This is a genomic window from Bacillus sp. SRL337 (assembly GCF_984799155.1).
The window spans coordinates 3,930,365-3,942,981 of sequence record NZ_OZ481793.1 but is presented as its reverse complement, the minus strand read 5'-3'; the positions used below and the strand labels follow the sequence as shown (position 1 = coordinate 3,942,981).

Sequence of the window (12,617 nt, the reverse complement as noted above, 5' to 3'; positions counted from 1 at the left end):
AATGGCAAAAGATCAAATTGTAGTACAAGGAGCTAGAGCACATAATCTAAAAAACCTGGATGTCACCATTCCAAGGGATAAGCTGGTCGTATTGACAGGCTTATCCGGATCCGGTAAATCTTCCTTGGCCTTCGATACCATTTATGCCGAGGGGCAAAGAAGGTATGTCGAGTCGCTGTCTGCCTACGCGAGACAGTTTCTCGGTCAAATGGATAAACCGGATGTGGATGCGATCGAAGGATTGTCCCCGGCAATCTCGATTGACCAGAAGACAACAAGCAAAAATCCCCGATCCACAGTAGGGACGGTAACAGAAATTTATGACTACCTGCGTTTGTTATATGCCCGTGTCGGCAGACCGGTCTGCCCTATTCACGGGATTGAAATAAGCTCGCAGACCATCCAGCAAATGGTCGACAGGATCTTGGAATATCCTGAGCGTACAAAGCTTCAAGTCCTGGCGCCGATTGTATCAGGGAGAAAAGGTACTCATGCGAAAACCCTTGAAGATATCAAAAAGCAGGGGTATGTAAGGGTGCGCATCAATGGAGAGGTCATTGACCTTGGAGATGATATCGAACTTGAAAAGAATAAAAAGCATGATATAGAGGTCATCATTGACCGTGTCGTTGTGAAGGAAGGTGTGGAGGCGCGGCTTTCTGACTCTCTTGAAACGGCTTTGCGCCTTGCTGATGGACGGGTGATCATTGATGTCATTGGTGAAGAAGAACTGTTATTCAGCGAGCATCATGCCTGCCCGGAATGCGGATTTTCCATCGGTGAACTGGAGCCGAGGATGTTCTCATTCAACAGCCCGTTCGGTGCCTGCCCGAGCTGTGATGGGCTTGGTTCGAAGCTTGAAGTGGACAAGGAACTCATCATCCCTATTGGGGAAAAGACGTTAAACGAGAATGCCATTGCACCATGGGAACCAACAAGTTCACAGTACTATCCACAGTTATTAAAGGCAGTCTGCAACCACTTTGGGATTGATATGGATATCCCGGTGCAGGATCTGCCGAAGCACCAGCTTGATAAGATTTTATATGGCTCAAACGGTGAAGAAGTTTACTTCCGATATGAAAATGACTGGGGACAGGTCAGGGAGAACTACATCCAATTTGAGGGTGTCGTCAGTAACGTAGAACGGCGCTACAAAGAGACAAGTTCCGACTATATCCGGGAACAGATGGAAAAATATATGGCCCAGCAGCCATGTCCTAAATGTAAGGGATACCGGCTGAAGACGGAGAGCCTTGCGGTAAAAGTGGACTCCTTCCATATCGGGGAAGTGACAGCCTACTCCATTGAAGAAGCAGATGCTTTCTTTGCAAAGCTTGAATTGTCGGAAAAGGAAATGAAGATCGCCAACCTGATCTTGAGGGAAATCCGGGAACGCCTCGGCTTCCTGGTGAATGTCGGGTTGGATTACCTGACACTCAGCCGGGCAGCAGGGACGCTGTCCGGAGGGGAAGCCCAGCGTATCAGGCTTGCTACTCAAATCGGGTCCCGATTGACAGGGGTCCTTTATATCCTGGATGAACCTTCCATCGGCCTTCATCAAAGAGATAATGACCGACTCATTTCCACTCTGCAGAATATGCGCGATATCGGAAATACCCTCATTGTCGTGGAACATGATGAAGATACGATGCTTGCAGCGGATTACCTGATCGACGTCGGTCCGGGGGCCGGTGTGCACGGAGGGGAGATTGTATCAGCCGGAACACCTCAGCAAGTCATGGATGATGACCATTCATTGACAGGCCAATATCTGAGCGGCAAGAAGTTCATCCCGCTTCCGGTGGAACGCAGAAAGACTGATGGCCGTTACATTGAAGTGGTCGGTGCAAAGGAAAACAACCTGAAGAACGTGAAGGTGAAAATTCCTTTGGGCATTTTCACTTCTGTAACAGGAGTTTCCGGTTCAGGGAAAAGTACGCTGATCAACGAGATCCTTCATAAATCATTGGCCCAGCAGCTTCATAGAGCAAAGTCAAAGCCTGGTGCGCACAAACAGATCAAGGGTGTCGAACATCTTGATAAAGTCATCGACATAGACCAGTCACCAATCGGCAGAACGCCAAGATCCAACCCGGCTACCTATACGGGTGTATTCGATGATATTCGTGATGTCTTTGCAAGTACGAATGAAGCGAAGGTGCGCGGTTACAAGAAAGGCCGTTTCAGTTTCAACGTAAAAGGCGGCCGCTGTGAAGCCTGCCGCGGAGATGGAATCATCAAAATCGAGATGCACTTCCTTCCTGATGTGTATGTGCCATGTGAAGTCTGCCACGGCAAACGGTATAACCGCGAGACGCTTGAAGTGAAATATAAAGGCCAGAACATTGCCGATGTACTTGAAATGACCATTGAAGATGCTCTTCAATTCTTTGAAAATATCCCGAAAATCAAACGCAAGCTGCAGACGATTGCAGATGTCGGCCTTGGCTATATCAAGCTTGGCCAGCCTGCGACGACCCTGTCCGGAGGGGAAGCGCAGCGGGTGAAGCTCGCATCTGAACTCCACCGCCGCTCCACCGGCCGGTCTCTCTACATTCTGGACGAGCCGACAACCGGTCTGCATGTGGATGATATTTCCCGTCTTCTGGTCGTTCTTCAGCGCCTTGTGGAGAATGGAGATACCGTCCTTGTCATTGAACATAACCTTGATGTCATCAAAGCTTCGGACTATATCATCGACTTAGGTCCCGAAGGAGGAGACAAAGGCGGAACCATCATTGGAACCGGTACACCAGAAAAAATCGCCGAAGTGCCGGAATCCTATACAGGCAAATACCTGAAGCCGATCCTTGAACGCGACAGAGCGCGGATGGAAAAACGGGTCAAAGAAAAAGAAGAAGTCGGCAGCAGCCGTTAACAATTGTTATTGAAAAACAAGCCCCCAGCTTATGCTTATGGGGGCTTGTTTTTTGTTTTCAGCGCTTTACCGCTTTAAAGCAAGTGGGGACAGTCCCCACTTGCTTTAAAGCGGTAGTGTGTGAAAGCGAATGCTTTCTAGAAACACATCCCGGTATGTACTGTTTCTCAGCCTTGCGATGGAGGGAAGCGAGCGCTAAATGTGGGATGATAATTTAAAGAAAAACCTTTAACTGTGAAACCTTTCAGGCGTCCTATCGTAAATAGTAATAACAGAGAGGGAGTGACATCTTTGGAAACCAACAAACTGCTTTCATCCCTTTGTTATTTCAGCATCTTTTTTGCAGGGTTCATCTTTCCGATTATCGTCTATTTTGTATCAACTGATTTTGACACGAAGAGACATGCTAAATCAGCTTTCTTATCCCACCTGCTGCCGTTGATTGCACTGCCGCTTGTCATAGCGGGGATCTTCTTTGACATCGGCATTTTATCTGTAGGAACCGGGTTGCCGGTTTTTATTTTCACCGCCATTGGTTTTTCACTGCTTATTTCATTGGTCGTTGTTACTTGGAACGTGTATAAGGGAATAAAAGTACTGTTATAACTATGAAGGAGTGAATGAGGATGAACGAAGAACGCAAACGTATATTGGAAATGGTTGAAAAAGGACAGCTGTCCACTAAGGAAGCATTGACCCTGCTCGACGCATTGGATAAAGAAGACACCACTCCCAATGAGAAAGCTGGCTATAGAGAAAAAGAATCGGATCTATTAGATGACCTGTCGAAAATTTTTACAGGTACAGGTGAAAAAACAGGTTATCAAGGAGACGAACGATCTTCCCAAACCTTCAACAATGGAAAAGATAAGCTGATCGACTTCTTCCAATCTGCTTTGAATAAGGTGAAGAACTTTGATCTGGATTTTGAATTCAATAAATCGATTGAGCTATCCCATGTATTTCAAGAAACGGAAGTGGAGTTGCTGAAAGAAGTCGCTGTCGATGTGGCGAATGGAAAGGTAGAAGTTCTTCCCTGGGATCAAAATGAGGTCAGGATCGAGTGCCAGGTGAAGGTGTACCGCACGGATGATCTTGAAGAGGCAAGGAGATCGTTCCTCGCAAATACTGATTTTTATATAGAAAATGAGAAGATGCGCTTGTCTACAGAGCTCAAGTGGATGAAGGTGAACTCTACGATATATGTCCCTCAATCACAATACGAAAAAGTGCTGATCAAAGTCCTGAATGGCACGGTGAAATCGGAGAGAATAAAAGCTGATTCATTCAAAGTACGCTCCGGAAATGGGAAAGTGGAGTTAAAGAACATGACCGCGAAATTGATAGAAGTTGATACATCAAACGGAGCTATTCATCTTGCCAATATCCACTCAGATAGTGTGGAAGCTGAATCGATCAACGGCAAAGTGTATCTAGAAGGAGATGTCGTCGAAACCGATTTGCAGTCATTGAACGGAACCATTGTCTGCAGCCTTAGAGGCGATCGGGCGGATACCCTTCATGCGAAGGCTGTGACAGGCGGGATCGATCTGTATGTACCGGATTCCATCGGTCTGAAAGGAGAGGCCAAGTCCAATCTTGGCAGTTTTAAGATCGAGATGGAGGGTATCAATATAGTAGAAGAGAAAAATGAAGTGGTACAGAAGCATGTTCACTTTTCAAAAGAAAGTGAATCGGATAAAAAGCTTCATATCTTTGCTCACACAAAAACGGGTTCGGTCCTCATAAAAAAATCAGAAGAGAAGAATGATATGTAGGACAACACATAAGATGAAAGAGAGGATGATGCGAATGGCACTTGGCCGTTCACGAACAAATAAGGTCTTGGCAGGAGTACTTGGCGGCATTGCCGAACAAACCGGCATAAGCGCTAATATACTGAGAATCCTCTTTGTCGTTCTGCTGTTCCCGACTGGATTCTTCCCGTTAGTCCTGGCCTATATGATCGCTGCTTTTGTCCTCCCTAAAAGATAAGAAGGTGTAACCATATGAGATGGCTGATTGGAATATTAATCAACGCGGTGGTTTTTGTCAGTCTTGCCGGATACTTCGAAGGATTTGAAGTTTCCGGCTTTGGAGCGGCCGTCATTGCCAGCTTCATTCTGGCCATTTTGAATGTGCTGGTAAGGCCGATTCTGATTCTGCTGACATTGCCCGCCACCATTTTAACACTGGGGCTGTTCCTGTTCGTCATCAATGCAGTCACACTGCTGCTGACAGACGGCATAATGGGGGAAAGCTTCGAAATTGATGGATTCGGGATGGCTTTCCTGGCCGCGATTATCCTGTCCATCATCAATATAGCAATTCAAAAAGCTGTAATTGAACCGATGAAAAAGAAAAAAGAGTGAGAAGCATGTACGTTTTGCTTCTCACTCTTTTTTTGGGGGGGAAAGTTCACATTATCCCTTACTTCCGCGAAACAAAGGCTTCAAACCCGGCTTTCCTTAACCGTGCAGCCAAGGCATCTGCATTTTCTTCCTTTGAAAAAGCTCCTGCCTGGACTTTATACAAATATTCTAATCCAGTCTTCTGGACAAGGCCGTAATGGTCGGCCAATGCCTTGGCGATTGCCTGCCCGCAGGTGTTCCGGTATTGCTGCGAGCTAAGCATCGCAGCCTCTTTCTTATTGGTCATAAACCCACATTCCACGAGGATTGCTGTCATTCTTGTTTCCCTCAGCACATGAAAATCAGCCGCTTTCACTCCTCTGTTTACAAGGCCGGTTGCAGAAATCAGAGTATGTTGAACGGTACTCGCCAGTTTAACTGCGGGTGCGGGCTTTGTTTTATAGACATAGGTCTCTACACCTCCAGCATCATTCCATCCATTTCCAAAAGCATTGGCATGAATCGAGATAAACACATCTGCCTCCATTTTGTTGGCTATATCAGTCCGTTGTTTTAAACTCACATCCTCTTGATCAGAATGAGTAAAGAAGACTTCCGTATTTTTATACGAAAGGAGAGCCTTTTTTGCAGCTTGGGCAGCGGCCCTGTTGAACTCATACTCCCTCATGCCGGAGGGGCTCCGTTTTCCAGGCGTGTTGTAACCATGACCCGCATCAATGACAAATTTCATTTTAATCCACCTCTCTATCCAAATTTCATTTGTTATATAGGAATTGGAAATGATCCTGGACACCCTGATAGGAAAAATTAGGTCTGCCAAGGTGGTAGTCACACGCAGAAAAGTGCTAAAATGGGTTAGGATAAATTCTTTACGGGTGCCTTTGCCGGGAATGCTGCTGGATTCAGGCCAGCTGTTTCAGATATAACCCTGTCAAAAAACCTTGTTACATATAAAAGTTTGCAGAAAAAAGGAGGCCTTCTTTTTGGCAAAAGTACGCGCGAAAGACATTGTTGAGAAGTTTGGATTAGAATTGGTGAGCGGCGAGGAAGGGCTTCACCGCCCTATCGTCACAAGTGATATATCACGCCCGGGATTGGAAATGGCGGGGTACTTTAATTACTATCCTGCGGAAAGAATCCAGCTCCTTGGGAAAACGGAATTGAGCTTCCTGGAAAAATTGGACGACAGCCAGCGGAAATCCCGCATGGATCAGTTGTGCACCGATATAACGCCGGGAATCATCATCAGCCGCGACATGGAAATTCCCCAGGACTTGGTGGAAGCATCCAACCGCAATGATGTGCCGGTCATGAGGACACCGATGAAGACAACCCGTTTTTCCAGCCGCCTGACGAATTATCTTGAAAGCAAGCTTGCCCCGACGACCGCCATTCATGGTGTCCTAGTGGATATTTACGGAGTCGGCGTGCTGATCACCGGAAAAAGCGGTGTTGGTAAAAGTGAGACAGCGTTGGAGCTGGTGAAAAGAGGGCACCGTCTTGTTGCCGATGATTGCGTGGAGATACGCCAGGAAGATACGGATACGCTTGTCGGAAGTTCCCCTGAGCTGATTGAGCATCTGCTGGAGATTCGCGGACTCGGCATCATCAATGTGATGACGCTTTTCGGAGCTGGCGCAGTCAGGAGCTACAAGCGGATCACGCTCTGCATCGACTTGGAGATTTGGGACAAAAACAAGCAATATGACAGATTAGGATTAGAAGAAGAAAAAATGAGAATCATTGATACGGACATCACCAGGTTGACGGTACCTGTCCGTCCGGGGCGTAACCTGGCTGTCATCATCGAAGTTGCTGCCATGAATTTCCGCCTGAAACGGATGGGGGTCAATGCGGCAGAACAATTCACCAACCGCCTGAGTGACGTGATTGACGAAGGCGACCAGGAAGACTTCTGAAAACGGCTTTACCGCTTTAACGTACTAAGAGGGACTGTCCCTCTTAGTGCATTAACGCGTTAACGCAACCGGGGACAGTCCCCTGTTACGTTAGTGTGTTAAAGGATATCGATTTGAAGAATGGGAGTGTTTGAGGTATGGAGTCTACGATTAAGCCTCTTGATCCGATTGCGTTTGAGTTCGGTCCTCTGCAGGTTCACTGGTACGGATTGATCATCGGATTGGGCATAGCATTGGCATTATATTTGGCTGTTAAAGAAAGCGATCGTCTCGGATTGCCGAAAGATACGTTTATCGACTTGATTGTATGGGCAATCCCGATTGCAATTATTTCCGCCCGCATCTACTACGTGGCATTTGAATGGGATTACTATTCTCAAAATCCGGGTGACATCATCAAAATCTGGAATGGCGGGATTGCCATCCACGGTGCACTGATCGGATCGGTTGCGACAGCCTACTTTTTTGCGAAATCAAAGGGGCTTTCTTTCTGGAAGCTCGCTGATATCGCGGCACCAAGCATTATCCTCGGCCAGGCAATCGGGCGCTGGGGGAACTTCATGAACCAGGAAGCCCACGGCGGGGAAGTTAGCCGTCAGTTCCTGGAAAACTTAATGCTTCCTGATTTTATCGTCAATCAAATGTACATTAACGGTACATACTACCACCCGACTTTTTTATATGAATCACTCTGGAATATTGCCGGTTTCATTTTATTGCTGGTCATCCGCAGGAAACTGAATCTCAGAGTCGGGGAGCTTTTCCTTTCATATGTCATCTGGTACTCCATCGGCCGCTTCTTCATTGAAGGAATGCGTACCGACAGCCTGATGCTGACAGAGTATCTGCGCATCGCTCAAGTGATTTCAATCGTCCTGGTCTTAATTGCCGCAGGCTTATGGATCTTCAGGAGAATGAAGGGGTATGCAGCGAAACCTTACAACGATGTAGAAGCCTAGAGAATTGAACAAACAAGGGGAGTAAGGAGTATGCTTGGAACATCAATAAAAAACGGTTCGATAGCCGGTCTGAAAACCACCTGGTCCTTGGGGAAAGTCATTTTTCCAATCACGATGATTGTTGTATTTCTGCAGCATACACCGATTTTACCCTGGATTATTGAAAAGATCTCACCGTTCATGAGGCTGTTCGGCCTTTCAGGAGATGCGGCGATTCCGCTTGTGCTCGGGAACTTCCTGAACTTGTATGCAGCGATTGGAGGCATTCTTTCACTGGATCTGACGGTAAAAGAAGTATTCATTATCGCAGTCATGCTCAGTTTTTGCCACAACCTGCTGATCGAATCATCGGTTGCCGCAAAAGTCGGCGTCAAGATCTGGGTCATCCTGACTGTGAGGATTGGGTTAGCGGTCGTTTCTGCTGTTGTCATCAATCTTGTATGGAGCGGAGGCGGTGAGCTTGCCCAGTACGGGATGATGCCGCCGCAGGGTGCAGATCCGGAAAGCTGGGGCCAGATACTTCTTCTTGCTTTTGAAAAAGCTGGATATGGAATCCTGCAGCTTGCCTTGATTGTCATCCCGCTCATGATTGGATTGCAAATTTTGAAAGACAAGAAATGGCTGGCGGCTTTCTCTAATTGGATGTCGCCGTTCACAAGGGCAATGGGGATGAATGCCAATACATCGACCACGATGGCAGCGGGTCTCCTGATAGGGCTGGCTTACGGAGCAGGCGTCATGATCCAGGCAGTAAAAGAAGACGGTGTCAGCCAAAAAGATGTCACACTGGCCTTCATTTTTCTTGTTGCCTGCCATGCTGTTGTAGAGGATACGTTGATCTTTGTCCCGCTCGGCATTCCCGTCCTGCCGCTCTTAATCATCAGGTTGGTGACCGCAATCCTGCTGACACTTACCGTCGCCTTTATTTGGAGGCGCGCGGAAGCCACAAAAGCTAAAGGAAAGGAAGCAACAACTATATGAGTGAAAAAATCACAACAGTGCTTTTCGACTTAGATGGAACATTGATCAATACAAATGAACTGATCATTTCATCCTTTTTGCATACATTGAATAACTATTTCCCGGATCAATACAAACGGCAAGATGTCCTGCAATTCATGGGGCCGCCGCTTGAGGAATCTTTTCTAAAGGTTAACCCGGATGCCGTTGAAGAAATGGTAAAGATGTATCGGACTTACAATCTTGAACAACATGATTCACTTGTTACTGAATTCGACGGGGTTTTCGAGACCGTGCAGACCCTGAGCCAAAATGGATACAAGCTGGCAATTGTCTCAACGAAGGTCCGCGATGTCGTCATCAAAGGATTGAAGCTCACAAACCTCGATCAATTCTTTGATGTGATCGTCACCCTGGATGAGGTGGAAAATGCAAAACCAGATCCGGAACCGGTCGAAAAAGCCTTGGCAGCCCTGGGTTCTGCACCGGGAGAAGCAGTCATGGTCGGGGATAACCACCATGATATTCTGGCTGGTAAAAATGCCGGGACCTATTCTGCAGGTGTGGCATGGACGGCAAAAGGCCGTGAACACCTTGACCAGTATAAACCGGATTTCATGCTGGAAACGATGGCCGACCTTTTAGATATAGTCGGGATGAAAAGACGATGAGAAGGACGACCCGTTATCCAGTTGACGGGGCGAATTCTCTTTGGCATGTTTATAAAACGGTTCCGTTCCTAAAGGTCGTCAAAAACTTCGTTGTCATTCAGGCAGCGAGATATACGCCATTTTTAGGAATGAAGAACTGGCTTTATAAGACTTTTTTAAAAATGGACATCGGAAACGAAACATCCTTTGCCCTGATGGTCATGCTCGATGTGATGTTTCCTGAGAAGATATCCGTCGGACGCAACACGGTGATCGGCTATAACACGACGATCCTTGCCCACGAATATTTGATAAAAGAGTACCGTCTCGGTGAGGTCGAAATCGGCAGTGGAGTCATGATCGGTGCCAACACGACGATCCTGCCCGGTATCAAAATCGGAGACGGGGCGATTGTTTCAGCGGGCACGCTGGTTCACAAGGATGTTCCGGCAGGCGCTTTTGTCGGGGGGAATCCGATGAAGGTCATTTACACGAAAGAAGAACTGTCTGAAAGATGGAAAGATGATGAGATTTACGGTATAAAAGAATGAGTGTATCCCCCTCAGCTGTTGCGGCTGGGGGGTTTTTTTGGGTCCAATGATGTCGATATTTGTCGTTTGGTCGATAAATTGCTTGAAATCGCCGAAAACCGTTATAAAACCGCCGAAACCGGACCCGGAATCGCCGAAAACCGCGACGGAACCGCCGAAACCGAACCCGGAATCGCCGTAAAACGCGACGGAACCGCGGAAACCAACCCCGAAATCGCCTAAAAACCCGACCAAACCGCTGGAACCACCCCCGAAACCGCCGATAGAATCACTGAAACCTTTCGCACACCCGCTCTCCATCCAAGATCCCTCCATTGCAAGGGGTCTTTTTTCACCTTCTGGGCAAGTTGATCAAAACGGTTGACGGACAAAACGGTTAGAGGTACACTACTAATAACTTTATTGTATTAACACATTAGCGAACTAAAGGATTTTAACTATTTTCAATAATTCGGCTTCAGTGCCATAATAAACAGATACTGTAAAACGAAAAGGTGGTCGCCATGTCTAAGCTGTTCATGTTTGAAAAACCGTTGGGGATGAGAGATACGTTTCCTAACCTGTATCAAGCGAAATCTTCCTTGAAAATGAAAATGGAAGAAGCCATTAAAGCCTGGGGCTATCAATTTATAGAAACACCGACATTGGAATACTTCGAGACGGTCGGGGAGGCATCGGCAATTCTGGACAGGCAGTTGTTCAAACTTCTCGACCAGCAGGGGCACACACTGGTCCTCCGCCCGGATATGACAGCACCGATTGCGCGGGTTGCGGCATCAAAGCTTCTCCGTAATAAGAAGCCATTGCGGCTTGCCTACTGTGCAAATGTCTTCCGTGCCCAGCAGCGGGAAGGCGGGCGGCCGGCTGAATTTGAACAATTCGGAGTCGAGTGTATTGGAGACGAAACAGTCTCAGCGGACGGCGAAGTGATCTCCCTGATGATTTCATCTTTAGAAAATGCCGGTTTGCAGAACTTTACCATCTCCATTGGGCATATCGGTTTCGTCAGGGCACTTTTCAGAGAAATTTTAGGAACAGAAGAGCGCGCCAATACCTTAAGCCGCTTTTTATATGAAAAAAATTATGTCGGATTCCGTGACCATGTCAACAATCTGTCGCTGTCATCCATTGATAAGCAGCGCCTGTTTTCTTTTTTAAAATTAAGAGGCGGGAAAGATGTGCTTCAGGGGGCTTATCCATTAATGGAGGGTGAAGCGGGAAAAGAAGCCATTGAACAGCTGGAAGAACTGTCGGAGCTTCTGGAAGACTACGGACTTGATCAATATGTAAAGTTTGACTTAAGCCTAGTCAGCCACATGAGCTATTATTCTGGGATTCTCTTTGAAACCTATGCAGAGAATGTCGGATTTCCGATTGGCAATGGAGGCCGTTACAACAAATTGATGGAGAAGTTCGGGAAGGAATCCGGAGCTACCGGTTTTGCTTTGCAGCTTGATCATACATTGGAGGCTTTGGGGTGCACCGAAGAGACGGTGCTTGATCATTGCGTGCTTTTCAGCCGGGAAAGAAGAAGTGAAGCCATCCAGTATGCGCAGGAGCTGAGGCAGCAAGGGAAAAGTGTAGTGCTTCAGGATTGGAAAGGAATCACTGATGTGGACGAATTTTCAAAGGAATTTACGGAGGTCAGTTATTTTATCGGCAAGAATGGAAAGGGGGGTGAGGAGTGATGGCAGAATTGACCATCGCCATGCCTAAAGGACGGATTTTTGAAGAGGCAGTTGAGCTCCTGAAACAGGCCGGGTACAATCTTCCGCCTGAATTCGATGATTCCCGGAAGCTGATCATTGAAGTACCGGAAGAGAAGCTGACATTCATCCTTGCCAAGCCGATGGATGTCCCGACCTATGTTGAGCACGGGGTCGCTGATCTGGGCATTGCCGGAAAGGATGTCATGCTCGAGGAAGAAAGGGACGTATATGAACTGCTTGATTTAAAAATATCCCCTTGTTATCTGGCGGTTGCGGGTTTACCGGGAACGAAAATGAATGAGGTAGCTCCGAAAATCGCAACAAAGTATCCAACGATTGCTTCAGGTTATTTCCGTGAACAGGGAGAGCAGGTTGAAATCATCAAACTGAACGGATCCATTGAGCTTGCGCCAATGATCGGGCTGGCAGACAGGATCGTTGATATAGTATCAACAGGCAGGACCTTGAAAGAAAATGGACTGGTCGAGTACGAAAAAATCGTCGGCATCACTTCGAGGCTGATTGTCAATCCGGTCAGCTACAGAATGAAGGATGAAAGAATTGATGAATTGGCGGACAGATTAAGGGACGTCGTCAATCATATCACGGTATAAAA

14 protein-coding genes are annotated in these 12,617 nt (G+C 47.0%); 13 read left to right on the top strand and 1 reads right to left on the bottom strand.

Annotated elements, in window-relative coordinates; translation table 11 throughout:
- Position 1: 1 nt before the first annotated feature.
- The 5 genes from uvrA (at position 2) to AC4E8A_RS19925 (ending at position 5,253) form a co-directional block, all read left to right on the top strand.
- Positions 2 to 2,881, top strand: a complete 2,880-nt coding sequence (uvrA, locus tag AC4E8A_RS19945; protein WP_490195534.1) for an excinuclease ABC subunit UvrA — start codon at positions 2 to 4, stop codon at positions 2,879 to 2,881.
- A gap of 291 nt (positions 2,882 to 3,172) precedes the next feature.
- Entirely contained in the window at positions 3,173 to 3,487 is a 315-nt protein-coding gene (locus tag AC4E8A_RS19940; protein WP_490195533.1) for a hypothetical protein, read from the top strand.
- Positions 3,488 to 3,507: 20 nt separating this feature from the next.
- The gene (locus tag AC4E8A_RS19935; protein WP_490195532.1) at positions 3,508 to 4,659 is read left to right on the top strand and encodes a DUF4097 family beta strand repeat-containing protein; all 1,152 of its coding nucleotides are present in this window, start codon (positions 3,508 to 3,510) and stop codon (positions 4,657 to 4,659) included.
- Positions 4,660 to 4,672: 13 nt separating this feature from the next.
- A complete protein-coding gene (locus AC4E8A_RS19930; RefSeq protein ID WP_490195531.1) occupies positions 4,673 to 4,876 on the top strand; it encodes a PspC domain-containing protein in 204 nt (67 codons plus the stop codon).
- A gap of 14 nt (positions 4,877 to 4,890) precedes the next feature.
- A complete protein-coding gene (locus AC4E8A_RS19925) occupies positions 4,891 to 5,253 on the top strand; it encodes a phage holin family protein (protein WP_490195530.1) in 363 nt (120 codons plus the stop codon).
- Positions 5,254 to 5,311: 58 nt separating this feature from the next.
- Here AC4E8A_RS19925 and AC4E8A_RS19920 read toward each other — a convergent pair whose 3' ends face one another.
- On the bottom strand, positions 5,312 to 5,983 hold the full coding sequence (locus AC4E8A_RS19920) for an N-acetylmuramoyl-L-alanine amidase (protein ID WP_490195529.1): 672 nt from the start codon (positions 5,981 to 5,983) through the stop codon (positions 5,312 to 5,314).
- A 253-nt stretch (positions 5,984 to 6,236) separates the two neighbouring features.
- On the opposite strand from AC4E8A_RS19920, the gene hprK reads away from it, so the two are divergent.
- From hprK to hisG, 8 genes are all read left to right on the top strand, one after another.
- On the top strand, positions 6,237 to 7,172 hold the full coding sequence (hprK, locus tag AC4E8A_RS19915; RefSeq protein WP_490195528.1) for an HPr(Ser) kinase/phosphatase: 936 nt from the start codon (positions 6,237 to 6,239) through the stop codon (positions 7,170 to 7,172).
- A gap of 137 nt (positions 7,173 to 7,309) precedes the next feature.
- A complete protein-coding gene (lgt, locus tag AC4E8A_RS19910) occupies positions 7,310 to 8,131 on the top strand; it encodes a prolipoprotein diacylglyceryl transferase (RefSeq protein ID WP_490195527.1) in 822 nt (273 codons plus the stop codon).
- Between the two features lie 30 nt (positions 8,132 to 8,161).
- Positions 8,162 to 9,112, top strand: a complete 951-nt coding sequence (locus AC4E8A_RS19905) for a nucleoside recognition domain-containing protein (RefSeq protein ID WP_490195526.1) — start codon at positions 8,162 to 8,164, stop codon at positions 9,110 to 9,112.
- A complete protein-coding gene (gene ppaX / locus AC4E8A_RS19900) occupies positions 9,109 to 9,762 on the top strand; it encodes a pyrophosphatase PpaX (protein ID WP_490195525.1) in 654 nt (217 codons plus the stop codon). The genes AC4E8A_RS19905 and ppaX overlap by 4 nt, the downstream gene beginning before the upstream one ends.
- Positions 9,759 to 10,292 carry an acyltransferase gene (locus AC4E8A_RS19895; protein WP_490195524.1) on the top strand — a complete coding sequence of 178 codons (534 nt, stop codon included), beginning with the start codon at positions 9,759 to 9,761 and terminating at the stop codon, positions 10,290 to 10,292. The genes ppaX and AC4E8A_RS19895 overlap by 4 nt, the downstream gene beginning before the upstream one ends.
- Positions 10,293 to 10,358: 66 nt before the next feature.
- The gene (locus tag AC4E8A_RS19890; protein WP_490195523.1) at positions 10,359 to 10,514 is read left to right on the top strand and encodes a hypothetical protein; all 156 of its coding nucleotides are present in this window, start codon (positions 10,359 to 10,361) and stop codon (positions 10,512 to 10,514) included.
- Between the two features lie 281 nt (positions 10,515 to 10,795).
- A complete protein-coding gene (locus AC4E8A_RS19885) occupies positions 10,796 to 11,980 on the top strand; it encodes an ATP phosphoribosyltransferase regulatory subunit (protein WP_490195522.1) in 1,185 nt (394 codons plus the stop codon).
- Positions 11,980 to 12,615 (top strand): ATP phosphoribosyltransferase, encoded by a 636-nt coding sequence (gene hisG, locus AC4E8A_RS19880; RefSeq protein WP_490198947.1) that lies wholly within the window; start codon positions 11,980 to 11,982, stop codon positions 12,613 to 12,615. The genes AC4E8A_RS19885 and hisG overlap by 1 nt, the downstream gene beginning before the upstream one ends.
- The last annotated feature ends 2 nt before the right edge of the window (positions 12,616 to 12,617 follow it).

Excerpts from the sequence above, each read along its gene's own strand:
- uvrA (WP_490195534.1), top strand. The coding sequence starts at position 2 with ATGGCAAAAGATCAAATTGTAGTACAAGGAGCTAGAGCACATAATCTA.
- AC4E8A_RS19935 (WP_490195532.1), top strand. The coding sequence starts at position 3,508 with ATGAACGAAGAACGCAAACGTATATTGGAAATGGTTGAAAAAGGACAG.
- AC4E8A_RS19930 (WP_490195531.1), top strand. The coding sequence starts at position 4,673 with ATGAAAGAGAGGATGATGCGAATGGCACTTGGCCGTTCACGAACAAAT.
- AC4E8A_RS19925 (WP_490195530.1), top strand. The coding sequence starts at position 4,891 with ATGAGATGGCTGATTGGAATATTAATCAACGCGGTGGTTTTTGTCAGT.
- AC4E8A_RS19920 (WP_490195529.1), bottom strand. The coding sequence starts at position 5,983 with ATGAAATTTGTCATTGATGCGGGTCATGGTTACAACACGCCTGGAAAA.
- lgt (WP_490195527.1), top strand. The coding sequence starts at position 7,310 with ATGGAGTCTACGATTAAGCCTCTTGATCCGATTGCGTTTGAGTTCGGT.
- AC4E8A_RS19905 (WP_490195526.1), top strand. The coding sequence starts at position 8,162 with ATGCTTGGAACATCAATAAAAAACGGTTCGATAGCCGGTCTGAAAACC.
- ppaX (WP_490195525.1), top strand. The coding sequence starts at position 9,109 with ATGAGTGAAAAAATCACAACAGTGCTTTTCGACTTAGATGGAACATTG.
- AC4E8A_RS19895 (WP_490195524.1), top strand. The coding sequence starts at position 9,759 with ATGAGAAGGACGACCCGTTATCCAGTTGACGGGGCGAATTCTCTTTGG.
- AC4E8A_RS19885 (WP_490195522.1), top strand. The coding sequence starts at position 10,796 with ATGTCTAAGCTGTTCATGTTTGAAAAACCGTTGGGGATGAGAGATACG.
- hisG (WP_490198947.1), top strand. The coding sequence starts at position 11,980 with ATGGCAGAATTGACCATCGCCATGCCTAAAGGACGGATTTTTGAAGAG.